This is a genomic window from Candidatus Karelsulcia muelleri (assembly GCF_002243425.1).
Taxonomy (GTDB): Bacteria; Bacteroidota; Bacteroidia; order Flavobacteriales; family Blattabacteriaceae; genus Karelsulcia; species Karelsulcia muelleri_E.
The window spans coordinates 92,860-110,585 of record NZ_CP021172.1 but is presented as its reverse complement, the minus strand read 5'-3'; the positions used below and the strand labels follow the sequence as shown (position 1 = coordinate 110,585).

The 17,726-nt window shown below is 22.7% G+C and carries 15 protein-coding genes and 2 tRNA genes; 6 read left to right on the top strand and 11 right to left on the bottom strand.

All coding sequences use genetic code 11. From position 1 onward, the window contains the following. The 5 genes from CA211_RS00550 to trpA are packed head-to-tail and all read left to right on the top strand — an operon-like array spanning nt 1 to nt 4,888. The gene (locus CA211_RS00550) at nt 1–573 is read left to right on the top strand and encodes an anthranilate synthase component II (protein WP_094248541.1); all 573 of its coding nucleotides are present in this window, start codon (nt 1–3) and stop codon (nt 571–573) included. Then, nucleotides 570–1,556 carry an anthranilate phosphoribosyltransferase gene (trpD, locus tag CA211_RS00545; protein WP_094248646.1) on the top strand — a complete coding sequence of 329 codons (987 nt, stop codon included), beginning with the start codon at nt 570–572 and terminating at the stop codon, nt 1,554–1,556. The genes CA211_RS00550 and trpD overlap by 4 nt, the downstream gene beginning before the upstream one ends. After that, the gene (locus tag CA211_RS00540; RefSeq protein ID WP_094248540.1) at nt 1,556–2,341 is read left to right on the top strand and encodes an indole-3-glycerol phosphate synthase TrpC; all 786 of its coding nucleotides are present in this window, start codon (nt 1,556–1,558) and stop codon (nt 2,339–2,341) included. Before trpD ends, CA211_RS00540 begins: the two co-directional genes overlap by 1 nt. Then, nucleotides 2,334–4,133 carry a bifunctional phosphoribosylanthranilate isomerase/tryptophan synthase subunit beta gene (locus CA211_RS00535; RefSeq protein ID WP_094248539.1) on the top strand — a complete coding sequence of 600 codons (1,800 nt, stop codon included), beginning with the start codon at nt 2,334–2,336 and terminating at the stop codon, nt 4,131–4,133. The genes CA211_RS00540 and CA211_RS00535 overlap by 8 nt, the downstream gene beginning before the upstream one ends. Then, nucleotides 4,133–4,888, top strand: coding sequence for a tryptophan synthase subunit alpha (gene trpA, locus CA211_RS00530; RefSeq protein WP_094248538.1), 756 nt, complete (start codon nt 4,133–4,135; stop codon nt 4,886–4,888). The genes CA211_RS00535 and trpA overlap by 1 nt, the downstream gene beginning before the upstream one ends. A 153-nt stretch (nt 4,889–5,041) precedes the next feature. On the opposite strand, the gene tilS is transcribed toward trpA, so the two are convergent. Continuing rightward, nucleotides 5,042–6,085, bottom strand: coding sequence for a tRNA lysidine(34) synthetase TilS (gene tilS, locus CA211_RS00525; RefSeq protein WP_237985490.1), 1,044 nt, complete (start codon nt 6,083–6,085; stop codon nt 5,042–5,044). A gap of 7 nt (nt 6,086–6,092) precedes the next feature. Next, the gene (locus tag CA211_RS00520) at nt 6,093–6,578 is read right to left on the bottom strand and encodes a shikimate kinase (RefSeq protein WP_237985489.1); all 486 of its coding nucleotides are present in this window, start codon (nt 6,576–6,578) and stop codon (nt 6,093–6,095) included. 80 nt (nt 6,579–6,658) lie between these two features. Between CA211_RS00520 and CA211_RS00515 the strand changes: the two genes are divergently transcribed. Next, a tRNA-Lys gene (locus tag CA211_RS00515) sits at nt 6,659–6,732 on the top strand. A gap of 16 nt (nt 6,733–6,748) precedes the next feature. On the opposite strand, the gene CA211_RS00510 is transcribed toward CA211_RS00515, so the two are convergent. From CA211_RS00510 to CA211_RS00470, 9 genes are all read right to left on the bottom strand, one after another. Beyond that, nucleotides 6,749–6,822 (bottom strand) — tRNA-Asp (locus CA211_RS00510). A gap of 4 nt (nt 6,823–6,826) precedes the next feature. Continuing rightward, the gene (locus CA211_RS00505; RefSeq protein WP_094248536.1) at nt 6,827–7,894 is read right to left on the bottom strand and encodes a M20 family metallo-hydrolase; all 1,068 of its coding nucleotides are present in this window, start codon (nt 7,892–7,894) and stop codon (nt 6,827–6,829) included. Beyond that, complete coding sequence (gene argB, locus CA211_RS00500; RefSeq protein WP_094248535.1) at nt 7,885–8,661, bottom strand: acetylglutamate kinase; 777 nt, start codon at nt 8,659–8,661, stop codon at nt 7,885–7,887. Before argB ends, CA211_RS00505 begins: the two co-directional genes overlap by 10 nt. Then, entirely contained in the window at nt 8,658–9,614 is a 957-nt protein-coding gene (locus tag CA211_RS00495) for a Rossmann-fold NAD(P)-binding domain-containing protein (protein WP_094248534.1), read from the bottom strand. Before CA211_RS00495 ends, argB begins: the two co-directional genes overlap by 4 nt. After that, nucleotides 9,611–12,802: a carbamoyl-phosphate synthase (glutamine-hydrolyzing) large subunit gene (gene carB, locus CA211_RS00490; RefSeq protein WP_094248533.1), complete on the bottom strand. Its 3,192-nt coding sequence runs from the start codon at nt 12,800–12,802 to the stop codon at nt 9,611–9,613. Before carB ends, CA211_RS00495 begins: the two co-directional genes overlap by 4 nt. After that, nucleotides 12,799–13,875 carry a glutamine-hydrolyzing carbamoyl-phosphate synthase small subunit gene (gene carA, locus CA211_RS00485; protein ID WP_094248532.1) on the bottom strand — a complete coding sequence of 359 codons (1,077 nt, stop codon included), beginning with the start codon at nt 13,873–13,875 and terminating at the stop codon, nt 12,799–12,801. Before carA ends, carB begins: the two co-directional genes overlap by 4 nt. Beyond that, nucleotides 13,865–15,010 carry an aspartate aminotransferase family protein gene (locus CA211_RS00480; protein WP_094248531.1) on the bottom strand — a complete coding sequence of 382 codons (1,146 nt, stop codon included), beginning with the start codon at nt 15,008–15,010 and terminating at the stop codon, nt 13,865–13,867. The genes carA and CA211_RS00480 overlap by 11 nt, the downstream gene beginning before the upstream one ends. Next, complete coding sequence (argC, locus tag CA211_RS00475) at nt 15,010–15,987, bottom strand: N-acetyl-gamma-glutamyl-phosphate reductase (RefSeq protein WP_094248530.1); 978 nt, start codon at nt 15,985–15,987, stop codon at nt 15,010–15,012. The genes CA211_RS00480 and argC overlap by 1 nt, the downstream gene beginning before the upstream one ends. Continuing rightward, nucleotides 15,984–17,723 (bottom strand): argininosuccinate synthase, encoded by a 1,740-nt coding sequence (locus CA211_RS00470; RefSeq protein WP_094248529.1) that lies wholly within the window; start codon nt 17,721–17,723, stop codon nt 15,984–15,986. Before CA211_RS00470 ends, argC begins: the two co-directional genes overlap by 4 nt. Nucleotides 17,724–17,726: the final 3 nt, after the last annotated feature.

The following is a 17,726-nucleotide window of genomic DNA, read 5'->3' as shown; positions in this document are numbered from 1 at the left end:
ATGAAAAAAATATTAGTATTAGATAATTATGATTCTTTTACATATAATATTGTACATATTGTAAAAAAAATAACTGATGCAAAAGTAGAAGTTTACAGAAATGATAAAATCAATTTAAAGAAAATTGAAAATTTTAATAAAATTATTTTATCTCCTGGGCCAGGTATCCCAGATGAAGCTAATATTCTTAAACCTCTTATAAAAAGATACGCGAATAGTAAAAGTATTTTTGGTGTGTGTTTAGGTCAACAAGCAATAGCTGAAGTTTTTGGTGGAAAATTAATAAATTCTAAAAGAATATATCATGGAGTTTCCAGTTTAATAGAAATTATAGATGATAAAGAAATTTTATTTAATAAAATACCTAAAAAAATAAAAGTTGGACGTTATCATTCTTGGGTAATATCACAAGATATGTTTCCATCAGATTTAAAAATAACTGCTTTAGGTTCAGAAAAAGAAATAATGGCTATACGTCATAAAAACTATGATGTTAGTGGAGTTCAATTTCATCCTGAATCAATTTTAACCCCATATGGTTTTAAAATAATAGAAAATTGGTTAAAAAAATGAAAGATATATTGAATTATTTATTTGAGCATAAAACTCTTAGTAAAGAAGATGCTCAAAATGTTTTGATATCTTTATATCAAGATAAATTTAATCATAATCAAATAGCTGCTATATCTGCAATATATAATATGAGATTTCCTACATTAGATGAAATAAAAGGTTTTAGTCAAGCTTTAATTGAATTATCTATTAAATTAAATTTAAAAGAATATAATGCTATAGATATAGTAGGAACTGGTGGAGATAATAAAAATACTTTCAATATTTCAACTTTATCATGTTTTATAGTAGCAAGCTTAGGAGAAAAAGTAATTAAACATGGTAGTTATAGTTCATCATCTGTAACAGGATCTTCTAATATATTTGAAATCTTACAATATAAGTTTACTTCTAAAGAAGAAAAATTAAAAAAACAATTAGAAAAAGTAGGTATTTGTTATTTACATTCTCATTTGTTTCATCCAACACTTAAAAAAGTGACAGATGTTAGAAAAAACCTTGGTATAAAAACATTTTTTAATATGTTAGGCCCATTATTAAATACCAGTAATACAAAAAATCAGTTACTGGGTGTAAGTGATTTAGAATTAGCTAGACTATACTATTATTTATATCAAGAAACTGATAAAAATTATTCAATAGTCCATAGTTTAGATGGATATGATGAAATTTCTTTAACATCTGATTTAAAATGTTATGATAACCAAGGGGAACATATATTTTCTCCAGAAGATTTTGGTATAAAAAAAATTAATCCTTTAGAACTAAAGGGAGGGAAAAATAATATAGAAAATACACGTATCTTTTTAGATATAATATCTGGTAATGGAACTGTATATCAAAATGATGTTGTTTCAATTAATGCTTCTTTTGCACTTAGCATATTAAATGAATGTAGTATTACAACTAATTATTATAAAGCACAAGAAGCCTTAAAAAGTGGTAAAGTAAAGAAAATCTTAAAAAAATTTTTAGAAACATAATGAATTTTATAAAAAAAATTATAGAAATAAAAAAAAAAGAAATAATAAGAGATATAAAAAAATATAGTATTCAATCACTTGAAAAAAAAAAAATCTTTAAAAGAAAATGTCTTTCTTTAAAAGAAAGAATTAAATATAATAATATTGGAATTATTTCAGAATTTAAAAGAAAATCTCCATCTAAAAATTTTAACAATAAAAATATTATTTTAGAAAAAATCTGTAAAGAATATCAAGAAGCAGGATCTATTGGAATATCTATACTTACTGATAACAAATTTTTTTTAGGAAGTAGTAAAGATTTCTCAAAAATCCGTAAAAATATATTTATTCCAATCTTAAGAAAAGATTTTCTAATTGATGAACATCAAATTATTCATTCAAAAGCTATAGGCGCAGATGCCATATTATTAATAGCTAAAATTTTAGATAAAAAAAAAATTAAATTTTTATCTACTTTAGCTAAAAGCTTAGGTTTAGAAGTCATATTAGAATTACATGATAAAAAAGATATCTCAAAAATATCTTATGATATAGATATATTAGGAATAAATAATAGAGATTTATCTACATTTAATGTAGATATTAATATTTCTAAAAAATTATATTCATTAATACCTAAAAAATTTAATATTATCACTGAAAGTGGAATTTCTAATATAGAAAATATAATTTATTTATATAATTTAGGATTTAATGGTTTTTTAATAGGAGAAAAATTTATGTCATCCTTTAATCCAGGTGATTACTGTAAAAATTTTATAAAAAAAATTTTTTATGTTTAAAAAAAGAAAAATAAAAATATGTGGATTAAAATACTATAATAATATATCATCGATAATTGATTTATACCCTGATTTTATAGGATTCATTTTTTTTGAAAAATCTCCTAGATTTGTAGGAGATAATTTTTTAGCTCCTGACACAATTGGTATTTCAAAAGTTGGTGTTTTTGTAAATGAAAAAGAAGATAAATTATTAAAATTAAGTATAAAAAATAATTTAGATTTTGTACAATTACATGGATACGAAAGTCCTTATTATTGTAGGAATATTTATAAAAAGGGAATTAAAATAATTAAATCTTTTGGAATAGATAATAATTTTGATTTCGAAAAAATCAAAGAATATATAGATCATGTAAAATATTTTTTATTTGACTTTAAATCAAAAATCTATGGAGGTAGTGGAAAAAAATTTTTTTGGGAAAAAATTTATAATTATAACTTTAAAGTACCATTTATTTTAAGTGGAGGTATAAATTCAAATGATTTTGATAAAATCAATAATTTAAATATACCCAATTTATTAGGAATAGATTTAAATAGTTGTTTTGAAAACAAACCTGGATTAAAAAATTTTAATTTGTTGAAAAAATTCATTTCTAGAATAAAATATAAATATTTATCAGATTATCATGGATTTTATGGAAATTTTGGAGGTGCATATATACCTGAAATGTTATATAATAATATAAATAATTTAAAAAATGAATATAATAAAATTATAAACAATAATTGTTTTAAAAAAAAACTAAAAATATTATTACATAATTATGTAGGAAGACCGTCTCCTTTGTTTTATTGTAATAATTTATCTAAAATATATGGAGCTAAAATCTATTTAAAAAGAGAAGATTTAAATCATACTGGATCTCATAAAATAAATAATACAATTGGTCAAGCGTTATTAGCTAAAGAAATTGGAAAAAAAAATATTATTTCAGAAACAGGTGCAGGTCAACATGGTGTGGCTACTTCCACTATTTGTTCTTTATTAGGATTAAAATGTACTATCTTTATGGGAGAAGTAGATATCAAACGACAAATACAAAATGTATATAGGATGAAAATGTTAGGGGCTAACATAATAACTGTTAATAGTGGCAGCAAAACATTAAAAGATTCAGTAAATGAAGCTATTAGATATTGGATTAATAATCCAGATTGTTATTATATGATAGGGTCAGCAGTGGGGCCAGATCCATATCCTAGAATGGTATCTTACTTTCAATCAATTATTAGTGAAGAAATAAAAGAACAATTAAAAGAAAAAGAATCAGGTATACTACCTAACTATATAATTGCTTGTTTAGGGGGGGGAAGTAATGCTGCAGGTATATTTTATCATTTTTTAGATGATGAATATGTTAAGTTAATAGGAGTAGAAGCATCAGGATTAGGATTAAATACTAATAAAACAGCAGCAACAATACAAAAAGGCTCTAGAGGGGTATTACATGGAAGTATGACTATACTTATGCAAGATCAATATGGACAAATATTGGAACCTTATTCTATATCTGCTGGACTTGATTATCCAGGTATAGGTCCTATGCATGCAAATTTATTTTATAAAAACCGTGCTACTTTTATAAGTGTTACAGATTTTGAGGCTATAGAAGCTGGAATTGAACTATCTTCTTTAGAAGGAATAATACCAGCATTAGAAAGTGCTCATGCCATAGCTAGTTTAAAAAAACTTTCATTTAAAAAAAATGATTTGGTAATCATAAATCTGTCTGGGAGAGGTGATAAAGATATGGATACATATATAAAACATATTGAAAATAAATAATGAATAAAATAAAAAGATTATTTATAAATAAAAAAAAAAATATATTAAATATATATTTCACTGCTGGCTATCCATCTATAGATAGTATGCCACTTATATTAAAAATATTACAGAATCTAAATATAGATATAGTAGAAATTGGAATACCATATTCTGATCCATTAGCAGATGGAAATATAATACAAAAAAGTAATACAAAATCTTTAAAAAATGGTATGAATATATCCGTTTTATTTTATAAACTTAAAAAAGTAAAAAAATATATAAATATTCCAATAATTTTAATGGGATATTATAATCAATTTATAAAATATGGCGAAATAAAATTTTTAGAAGATTGTATAGAATCTGGTGTATCTGGATTAATTTTACCAGACTTACCTCCAAGTATTTACCTAAATAAATATAAAAAAATATTTAAAAAATATAAATTAGCATTTATAGTTTTAATTACTCCTCAAACATCTTTAAAACGTATTAAAATGTTAAGTAGTATTACTGATTATTTTTTATATATAGTTTCATCTAATTCTACTACAGGTACTAAAAATAAGATAAATTTTTCATTTCTAGAAAGAATAAAAGAAATAAATGTTCCTAAACTTATTGGATTTGGAATATGTGATAAAAAATCATTAAATATAGCATTTAAATATGCTGAAGGAGCAATTATTGGAAGTGCTTTTATAAAAGCTATTAAAAAGTCTTATTTAGAAAAAAGTATAGAAAAATTTATAAAATCTATTATAAAATAGGTACACGTTCAGATATAATCAATATCATTTTTTGATCACCATTAATAAGTATAGAAATTTTTTTCTATTTAAAATATTGACATAATTTTTTATGACCTTTCATACCTTTTTTACAATTTCTTAATTGTAACGGAAAAAGAAATTTGTAAAAATCTAAATTTGTAGATGATTCTTTTTTTTTCTTTCTGAAAGAAAAAAATATATAAAAAAAGGAATTTTGATAGTATCTATATTATGTATATAATATTTTTTTTTTAAAAAAAAATTATTATATTCTAATTCTACTACAACTAAAGTAGTTCTCTCTTTAAGAAGACAATAGGTTTTTGAAAACATTTTTTTTCCTGATTGAGAATTGAAAATTTTTTTTAAATCTTTAGGATTACTAAATCCATAGATATTAAATATTTTAAATAAATATGTATTTATTGGATATAAAATTAATAATTTTTTTATATCTATTTTAAATAAAAATGGGTATTTTTTTTTTTCAATTGTAATTGAATTATAAATATAATCGATATGTGTTTTAGAACATACATATTCATAATATAAATATTTTATAGATTTTTGAAAACCATTATAAAATTTATAATCTAAAATTGGTTTTAAAAAAAATCTAATTCTATTTCTTAAATATTTATGATCATAATTACTATTATCTTCACGCCATTTAATATTATTTTCTTGCGCATATAATCTTATTTCTTTTTTAGAAAAAAAAGATAAAGGTCTAATCATTTTTTTTTTAAAATTATTAATTCCTATTAATCCTTTTATCCCCGTACCTCTAATAAGATTAATAAAAAAAGTTTCTATTGAATCATCTAAATGATGCCCTAAAGCTATATAATCACAATATGAATTATTTAATAAATATTTAAACCAATCATATCTCAATTTTCTAGCCATCATTTGAATTGAAAAATTCCTTTTAATTGGATTAAAATTTTTAGATTTAAACAAAATTTTGTGTTTTAAACAAAATTCTTGTATAAACAATTCATCTTTATCAGAATCCTGACCTCTTAGGTTAAAATTACAATGTATTACACAAATTGTAAAATTACAAATTTTAATAAGAACATCTAAAAGAACCATACTATCTAATCCAGAACTAACTGATACATATATTTTTTTATTTTTTAAATAAAATTTTTGATTTATAATTTTTAAAAAATGTTGTTTATAAAACATATAAAAATTATATTATATTTTTTATTTCTTTTACTATATCTAAAAATGATTTATTCTCTATATAGATTGTAGAATCAGCTTTTTTATAAAAAAAAAATCTTTTACTCAAAGAATCACAAATAAAATGATATAAATCATTATTAGATAATTTTGATATTAAAGGTCTATTTTCTTTTTGCTTTAAAAGACGGGTAAATAATGTTTTGATTTCAGCATTTAAATAAATGATTTTGGAATTTGTTTTCATTAAAAACATGTTATGTTTATAACAAGGAGTACCTCCCCCTACTGATAAAATATAGGATTTTTTGTTTTTTAAAAACAAATTTAAAATATTAAATTCTAATTTTCTGAATTTTTTTTCACCATCTATTTCAAATAGCTCAGAGATACTTTTTTTAGTATATTTTATAATATTTTTATCTAAATCATAAAATTTATGATTTAAATTATTAGCCAATTTTTTACCTATAGTTGTCTTTCCAGACCCCATATATCCTATTAGGATAATTTTCAAAATATATTTTATTTGTAATAAAAAAAAAATGATAGTATATTTATATATTAAATAATGACTTGGTAGCTCAGTTTGGTAGAGCATTACACTTTTAATGTAAGGGTCCTGGGTTCGAGACCCAGCCAGGTCACTCTAATGCCTGTCTGCGATCTGGACGGGATTCGAACCCATGACCTCGTGCGTGACAAACACGTATTCTAACCATCTGAACTACCAGACCTTACTTAAAAATTAAGTAAAAGATTTATATATAAATCAATTCCATCTTCTATTTCTGATATAAGTATATACTCATTAGGAGTATGAGACCGAGAACTATCCCCTACTCCTAGTTTTACTGTAGGAAAATTCATTACACTTTGATCAGATAAAGTAGGGGATCCAAATCTTTTGATATTAAGATTTTTAGCTGTTTTTACAATATTATGATTAGGATCTATATAAGATGATTTAAGTCTATATGAACTTGATATTATTTTAGACTTTATATTTTTTTTTATTTTATTTATAATATATTCATGAGAATATATTTCATTAGTTCTAATATCTACAGTAAAATAACAAGTATCTGGTATAACATTTCTCTGTATCCCACATTGGATTTTTGTTACTGTTAATTTTATATTTCCTAATAAGGATGATTTGTTTTTAAAAACATAATTTTTTAACCAGATTATGTCATCTATTGCAAGATATAAAGCGTTTATACCTTCAAATCTTGCAGCATGACCAGTTTTTCCAATAGATAAACAATCTAAAACAATTAATCCTTTTTCAGCTATTGCCATATGCATATTTGTAGGTTCTCCTATAATACCTAAATTGATTTTACCTAAATAACAGAATATACTTTCTACTCCTCTTGTGGCACGAATTTCTTCTTCAGCACTTATAATAAGTATAAGTTTATATTTAGATTTAGGTAAACTATTAATATAAATAAAAGTGGCAATCAATGAAACAACAGAACCTCCTGCATCATTACTTCCTAATCCAATAATTTGATTTACATATTCTTTAGCTAGAAATGGATCTGTCTCCCAACCATTAGATGGTTTAATGGTATCATGATGAGAATTTAATAGGATTGTATAATTATCATTATCATAATTATGATTTTCAATCCAGATATTATTATCTTTTCTTTTTGGATTTAATTTTTTTTTTCTTAAAAAAGATTCTATAATATCTGCAGTTTTGTGTTCTTCTTTTGAGAGAGAAGGGGTGGAAATAAGTTTTTTTAATAACTTAATACATTCTTTTTTTAGATTTTTTAAATCTACTACAGACATAAAATAGTTTTTTTTGTATATTTATTTAAATAATTAGGATTAGATATTTTTACTTTATATACTCCATTTTTTAATGCAAAAAAAGCATTTTCTAATTTTGGAATCATTCCTTTATTAATAATATTATTAATTTTTAATTTATTAAATAAATTTTCTTCTATATTAGAATAATATGATTTTTCATCATTTAAATTATTTAATATACCAATTTTATTAAAACAATATGTTAAAATTACTTTATAATCTTTTGATAAAGAAATAGATAAATAAGAAGCTATAGTATCTGCATTTGTATTTAATAGATTTCCATTTCCATCATGAGTAATAGGAGATAAAACAGGAATTATACCAATTTTAAACAAAAATTTGATTAAATCAGCATTAATGCAATTTTTGTTTTTTAAATTACCAACATATCCATAATCTATATCTTTAAGAGGACGTTTATATGATTTAACTATATTTCCATCAGCTCCAGAAAATCCTAGAGAATTTAATCCTAAACTTTGTAAGTTTGATACTATTTTTTTATTTATAATCCCAGAATATGTCATTACTACTATATCTAATGTAGTTTTATCTGTAATACGTCTACCATTTATCATTTTCTGATGATATCCCATTTTTTTAGAAAAACCATCAGCTATTTTTCCTCCTCCATGAACTAGGATTTTATATCCATCTAATTTAGAAAATTCTTTTAAAGAATAAATTAATATTTTTTTATCCTCTATAATATCCCCCCCAATTTTAACGACATTAATCATATATTTTCTAATATTTCTAGAAAGACGGTTTGTGTAGCAAAAATTCTATTTTCTGCTTGATTTAAAACAATAGAATTTTTATCATCTAAAACAGAATCTTCTACTACTAAATTTCTTCTTACTGGTAAACAATGCATAAATTTAGCATTATTCGATAATTTCATTTTTTTATTTGTAATAGTCCAAGATAAATCCTTACAAAGAATTTTACCATAATTATCATAACTACTCCAATTTTTGGCATATATAAAATCAGCATTTTTAAAAGCTTCATTTTGATTTTTAATAAATTTTATTCCATTTGTAAAATTACTATTCAAATTATATCCATCTGGATTAGTAATATATAATTTTATATTTTTAAGTTGTTTTACCCATTCTATAAACGAATTTGGAACTGATTGAGGCAATGCTTTTATATGAGGGGCCCAACTTAAAACTATTTTTAGTTTTTTTTTTATTTTATTAAATTCTTCAATTGTAATTAAATCTGCTAATGATTGTAAAGGATGTAAAGTTGCACTTTCAAGATTAACTACTGGTACTTTTGAATAGTTTATTATTTTTTTTAGTAAAATTTCTTTATAATCATATTCTCTATCAATAAGACCTGGAAATGTTCTTACAGCTAAGATATCACAATATAAACTCATTACACCTATAGCTTCTTTAATATGTTCTTGTGTATGTGTAGAATTCATAACTGAACCATCAGATGTTTCTATTTTCCAAGAATCGGAATTTATATTTAATATCCAAGTATTACAACCTATATTAAAAGCCGCTTTTTGACTACTTAAACGTGTTCTTAAACTAGGATTAAAAAACACTAATCCAATAGTTTTATTATTACCAATTGTTTTTGAAAGAAAAGTATTTTTTTTTAATTCTATAGCTTTATAGATAAGCTTTTTAACATCTTTTACATCCTTTACACTAATAAATTGTTTCATTGTTTATAACTATTCCAGGGTAATATCGGAATTCTTTTAAATGATTTAATTTCACAAAACGAAATTATAAATACTTTTGCTAAGCAAATATTAGTTAATAAAGGAATATTAAAATCTATAGCTGCACGTCTAATTAAATAATCATTTTTATTATTTTTATAGGTTATATTAATAATAAGATCTATTTTTTTTAAATTATCAATTAGATTAGTATCAGAAATCTTCTTACAAAGAATATTATTCTCAATAAAAAAATTATAAGTTCCATTTTTAGAAAAAATAATATAATTATTTATAATTAATAATTTTATATAATTTAACATTATTTTTAGATTTTTTATAGAATTTATATAAATAAATATATTTTTTTTTGGTATATTATATCCAACAGATAACATAGATTTTATTAAAGCTTCATTAAAAGTATACCCTAAACATCCTACTTCACCTGTGGAAACCATATCTACACCTAAGATTGGTTCTGACCCTTCAAGCCTAGAAAAGGAAAATTGTGAAGATTTTACACCGACATAATCAATTGTTAAAAAATTATATTTTTTTTTATAAAACTTTTTATATTTTAAAAGTACTTTCATAGCTAATTCTACCATATTAAAATGTGATACTTTTGATATAAAAGGAAAACTTCTTGAAGCTCTTAAGTTACATTCAATTACTTGGATTTTTTTTTTTTTATACAAAAATTGTATATTAAATGGACCTGAAATCTGCAATCTTTTAGATATTTTTTTTGAAATATTTTTTATTTTTTTTATAGTATTTAATGAAATATTTTTAGGAGGATATACTAATGTTGCATCTCCAGAATGAACACCTGCATATTCTATATGTTCTGAAATAGCATCATATATAATTTTTCCATTATTAGCAACAGCATCTAATTCTATTTCTTTTGCATTTTCTATAAATTTAGTTATAACTATAGGATATTTATGAGATATCGTTTTAGCCTGTTTTAAACAGAAATCTAAATTACTTTTATCAAAAACTATATTCATAGCAGCTCCAGATAATACATAAGAAGGTCTTATAATAATAGGAAATCCTACTAATTTAATAAAATTATAAACATCAGAAATATTAGATAATTCTTTCCATTTTGGTTGAAGTATATCTAATTTATCTAGAAATTTAGAAAATTTATATCTATCTTCTACTTCATCTATATTAATTGGAGAAGTACCTAATATTTTTACTTTTTTTTTATAAAGATTTAATGATAAATTATTTGGAATTTGTCCCCCCATAGAGATAACAGTTCCTTCAGGATTTTCTAATTCTATTATATCTAATACTCTTTCTAAACTAAGTTCTTCAAAATATAATCTATCGCAGACATCAAAATCTGTACTTACTGTTTCTGGATTATAATTTATTATTACTGAACGATATCCTTCTTTTTTTAAAAAATCTAATACACTAACACAACACCAATCAAATTCAACACTACTCCCAATTCTATATACACCTGAGCCTAAAATCACAATTGATTTATTTTTTTCAGAATACGAAACATCATGATGTTCTCCATTATAAGTTAAATATAAATAATTAGTTTTTGATGGATATTCAGATGCTAATGTATCAATTTGCTTTGTAAAAGGTATTATATTTTTTTTATTCCTATAATTTCTTATAATCTTTGCTATTGAAGGTACTTCATCAATTGATGAAGATATAAGTCCTGCAATTTGATTATCTGAAAATCCTTTTTTTTTTGATTTATATAATAATTCATATGGAATATGATTTAAATTATAATAATATTTTATTTTTTTTTTAGTTTTAAAAAGATTTTCTAATCTAGAAATAAACCAAGGATTTATATTTGTAATATATGTTATATTATCTACTGATAATCCATTTTCAAATGCATCCTCAATAACTTCTATTCTATTATATTTAGGAGATTTTAAAATCTTTATTACTGATTTTATCTTTTTTTTCTTTTTAAATGGATTTATAAATCCATATAACCCTAAATCTAACATTCTAAGTCCTTTTTGAAAAGCTTCTTCAAACGAACCTCCTATAGACATTAACTCACCTACACTTTTCATACTACTCCCAATTTGAGTAGATACTCCATAAAATTTATTTAAATCCCAACGGGGTATTTTACAAACAATATAATCTAAAGCTGGTTCAAAAAATGCAGAGGTTAATTTAGTTACAGTATTTTTTAATTCATGTAATCCATATCCTAATGCTAATTTAGCAGCTATAAAAGCTAAAGGATATCCTGTAGCTTTAGAAGCTAAAGCACTTGATCTTGATAAACGAGCATTTATCTCAATAACATTATATTTATATGAATTATTAGACAAAGCAAATTGAACATTACATTCACCTATTATATTAAAATATCTAGCTATTTTTATAGCAATATATCGTAATTTATTATATTCTATATTATTCAATGTTTGAGAAGGAGCAACTACAATACTATCTCCAGTATGAATTCCTATAGGATCTATATTTTCCATATTACATACAGTAATACAATTATCATAAATATCTCTTACAACTTCATATTCAATTTCTTTCCAACCTTTTAGAGATTCTTCTATAAGAATTTGAGAAGAATAAGATAATGCAACACTTGATATTTTTTTTAATTCATATACATTTTTAGCAAATCCACTACCAAAGCCCCCCAGAGCATAAGCAGATCTAATTATTAAAGGAAATACTATTTCATTAGATGCATCTATAGCCTCAGATACAGAATTTACAGCTATACTTTTAGCTATATTTATGCCTCTATTAATTAACATTTGTCTAAAAATATCACGATCTTCACTTTTAATAATATAGGATATAGGAGTTCCTAAAACTTTTACATTGTTTTTTTTAAACACACCAGAATTATATAATTCAATTCCACAATTTAAAGCTGTTTGCCCACCAAATGAAATAAATATTCCTTGTGGTTTTTCTTTTTTTATTATTTTTTCAACAAAAAAAGGTGTAATAGGTAATGAATAAATTTTATCAGCTATTTTTTCAGATGTTTGAACTGTAGCTATATTAGGATTTACTAAAATCGTAAAAATCTTTTCTTCTTTAAGAGCTTTTAAAGCTTGTGTTCCAGAATAATCAAATTCTCCTGCTTCTCCTATTTTTAAGGCACCTGAGCCGATCACTAATACTTTTTCTAATTTCATTTCTTAGTTTTTATAAAATTCAAAAATACATCAAAAAGAAATTGAGTATCAGTAGGTCCACTTGATGCTTCAGGATGAAATTGAACTGAAATCAAATTTTTATCATAATTTATTAATCCCTCACAAGTATTATCATTTAAATTTTTAAAAAAGATTTTCCATCCATTTTGAATTTTATTTGAATCTATTACATATCCATGATTTTGTGAAGTTATAAAACACCTATTAGTTCCTGATAAAATGACAGGTTGATTATTACTTCTATGACCATATTTAAGTTTATGTGTAGAAAAACCAGCAGCAAGACCTAATAATTGATTTCCTAAACATATACCAAAAATAGGTTTATTACAAATAAAAGCTTTACTAATATTATTTATTGTAGTTTGATATCCTTTTGGATTTCCTGGACCATTAGAAATAAATAAACCATCATATTCTTCATTTAGAAAATTATAATTCCAAGGAACTCTTATTACAGTGCAATCTCTTTCTAAAAAACATCTAATAATATTATTTTTTACCCCACAATCTATAAGCAAAATTTTATGTTTTCCATCTCCATATATTGTTTTTTTTTTTATAGATACCTTATCTACTAAATTATAGTTATCTGGATTATAAAATTTTACATTATCTGAGATAATTATTTTTCCTAACATAGTTCCTTTATCTCTAAGTTTTTTTGTAAGTGATCTTGTATCTATTCCATAGATACCTACTGTCTTATTTATTTTTAAAAAATATGATAATTTTTTATACATATTCCAGTGGAATGCATAATCTGAATAATAAGATGTAATTAATCCAGAAACATGAATATTATTTGATTCAAAAAATTTTTTGATATTTTTTTTTTCTGAAATTATTGGAGGAATTCCATAATTTCCAATTAATGGATAAGTACAAACTAATATTTGTCCTTGATAAGAAGGATCAGTTAAACTTTCATTATAACCAGTCATTGAGGTATTAAAAACTATTTCTCCAGCTGAGGATTTTTCATAACCAAAACTATAAGCTTCATAAATACTACCATCCTCCAAAATCAATTTTGCATTTTTATTTATCATTTTTTAAAAAATACAATGCTTTTTTTAATCTTATAATAAAGGTTTTTATATGTTTTTCTTTTATAGTAAGAGGAGGTAATAATCTTATTATATTTTTATCTAAAGAATATCCTACAAAAATTTTTTCTTTTTTTAATAAAATATTTATTAATTTTTTTACTTTAAAATTAAAATTAAGCCCAAGCATAAGACCTTTTCCTCTTATTTCTTTAATTTCATCAATCTCTTTTAAAGAATTAATAAATATTTCTCCCATTTTTTTTGCATTAGATATAAGACATTCATTTTTTATAATTTCTAAAACAGAAATTCCAGAAGAACAAGCTAAATAGTTCCCGCCAAATGTAGTTCCTAACATTCCATTAAATGGTTTAAATTTAGGATTTATAATTACTCCTCCGACAGGAAATCCATTTCCCATACCTTTAGCAATAGTAATTATATCTGGTTTAATACCAGAATTTTGATGGGCAAAAAATAATCCTGTTCTACCATAACCACTTTGTATTTCATCTACTATAAAAATAGTATTATATTTACGACATAAAAAATCTATTTTGTTAAAAACAAACATCCCTGGATCAATTATACCTCCTATACCTTGTATTCCTTCTGAAATAACAGCACAAATATCTTGTTTTTTTAATTCTTCTTCTAATAAATAGAGATTTTTATAATCAATAAATTTTACTTTATGTTGTAAATTAAATTTAGTAATAATTTTATTATTATCTGTAATTGAAATAGCTCCACTAGTACGTCCATGAAAAGATTTTTTAAATGCTATTATTTTTTTTTTGTTGTTATGAAAAGACGCAATTTTAAGAGCATTTTCATTTGCTTCTGCTCCAGAATTACATAAAAAAACTTTATAATCATAATACCCTGATATATCTAGTAGCAGACTAGCTAATTTTTCTTGTTCAGGTATTTTTATAGAATTAGAATAAAAAGAAATTTTCTTTATCTGTTTTTTTAGATTATTTACGTATCTAGGATGAGAATGACCAATTGAAATTACAGCATGTCCACCATAAAAATCAAAATATTTTTTATTATATTTATCATAAATATATATTCCTCTACCTTTAATTATTTCTATATCTTCATTAGAATAAACATTGAATAAATTCATTATAATCCCAGAGGTTTTAATTTTAACCCACAGGTTTCTTCAAAATTATACATAATATTCATATTTTGAACAGCTTGTCCGGAAGCTCCTTTTATAAGATTATCAATTATACTAGTGATTATTAGTTTATTTTTAATGTATTTTAAATTTAAAATACATTTATTGGTATTTATAACTTGTTTTAAGTGAATTTCTTTTTCAGAAAGAAAAATAAAAGGATCATTTTTATAAAATTTATCATAAATATTTTTTACTTCTTCAAATGAAATATCTATCCTAGTATATAATGTTGATATTATTCCTCTAGAAAATCCTCCTCTATATGGTATAAAATAAATTTTTCCATCATATTTATTTTGTAATTTATTTATAGTTTGTATAACTTCATTTATATGATTATGATTAAATAAATTATATGTTGATATATTATTATTTCTAAAACTAAAATTTAATTTTGAATTATTAATTCTACCGGCACCAGTAGATCCAGTTATAGCACTAATATGTATATTATTTTTTAATAATTTTCTTTTTGCAAGAGGTAATATTGATAATTGTATAGCTGTTGCAAAACAGCCTGGATTAGCAATATTATTATATTTATTTATAATATTTTTATTTAATTCAGGTAAACCATAATTAAAAATTCTTTTTTTAAAGAAAAAATTTTTATTGATTCTAAAATCATTACTCAAATCTATTACATTTATTTTATAAGAAATATTTTTTAATATTTTTTTTGAATGTCCATGACCTACACAAAGAAATAATAAGTCAATCTCATCAGTAATTTCACTACTAAATAGTTTATTACTTTTAATTTCACCTATCAGATCTTTATGTATAGATCCTATAGGAATACCTGGATAAGTAGTACTAACTATAGTTTTTATTTCAACTTTTGGATGATTAATAAGAATTTTAATTAATTCATTTGCAGTATATCCAGCACCACCAATAATTCCTATTTTAATCATATTTTTTTTATATTATGATAAATTTTCATTTGATTACCAAAAATTTTAATAAATCCTTTAACCTCATCACTAGTCCACTCATTATTAATTTCACCATATTTAGCAATTTTAGATTTCATCATATCAAAATTTGATTCAATACCTATTAATTCAAATCTATATGGATATAATAATATTTTTACTTTTCCACTTACTCGTTTTTGAGTATTTTTAAAAAAACATTCAATATCACGCATAATAGGATCTAAATATTGTGCTTCATGTAATAAATTTCCATACCAAGTTGATAATTGCTCTTTACAATAAATTTGCCATTTAGTTAAAATATGTTTTTCTAAAAGTTTATGTGCTTTTATTATTAATAAAGCAGCAGACGCTTCAAATCCTACTCTACCCTTTATTCCAAGTATAGTATCTCCAACATGGAAATCTCTACCTATTGCAAATTTAGACGATATTTTCTCAAGTTTTATAATATTGTTGATTTGTAAATCTTTAATATTATTAACAGAGAATAATTCTCCTTTTTTAAATTTTAATTCTATTATTTTTTTATAATATTCAGATAATTTTGTAGGATAAGCTTTTTCAGGTAATGATGTTGATGATTTTAATGTTTCTTCTCCTCCTATACTAGTACCCCAAATACCTTTATTAATAGAATATTTAGCTTTCTTCCAAGAAATTTTTACACCTTTACTTTTTAAAAAAAAAACTTCTTCTTTTCTAGATAATTTCATATCCCTGATTGGAGTAACTATAATTTTATCAGGACATAAAATTTTAAATGCTAAATCAAATCTAACTTGATCATTTCCTGCTCCTGTACTTCCATGAGAAATAGCTTTAACTTTTAATTTTTTAGCAAATTCAGCAATTAAAATAGCTTGAAAAAATCTTTCTGAACTAACAGATAAAGGATATGTATTATTTTTAAGTATATTTCCATATACTAAATATTTTATACATTTATAATAAAAGTATTCTTTAGCATTTATAGAATAATGAGATATAGCTCCTATATTTATAGCTCTCTTTTCAATTGATTCAAGATCTTTATTATTAAATACTCCAGTATTAATTATAATAGTTATTACTTTATATCCTTCATTAGTTAAATATTTTAAACAATATGAAGTATCTAAACCACCACTATATGCTAATAAGATTTTATCTCCTTTATTTAAATAATTATTTAAATTTATTTTTTTTTTAGGATCATATAATAATCCTGTACATAAACACATTTTTTTTTTATTTCTAATAAGAATATCATAATTAGTACAACTTTTACATCCTTTCCAAAATTTTTTAGATTTAGTTAAATCACTAAATAATACAGGATGAAAACCTAAATCTGTATTAATCTTTATTACTGCAGGACTAGTCGTAATACTAAATATTTTTGAATTCGGAAATATTTTTTTTGATAATTTAAATATTTCTAATTTGATCATTTTAGCTAATCCGTGTAATCTGTATTTAGGAAATACAATAAGTCCAGAATTAGATAAAAAATTTTTATTTTCAAATACTTCAAAGTAACTAAATCCTGCTAAATCTCCATTAAAAAATGCTATAACAGAAAATCCATCACCCATTTTTTTTTTTATATATTCAGGATCTCTTTTAGATATACCAGTTCCTCTAACTTTAGCAGAAGACTCTATTTCTTTACAGATAATAGAAGCATACTTTTTATCATCAGAATTAGCTATTCTAACTGTTATTTTCATTGA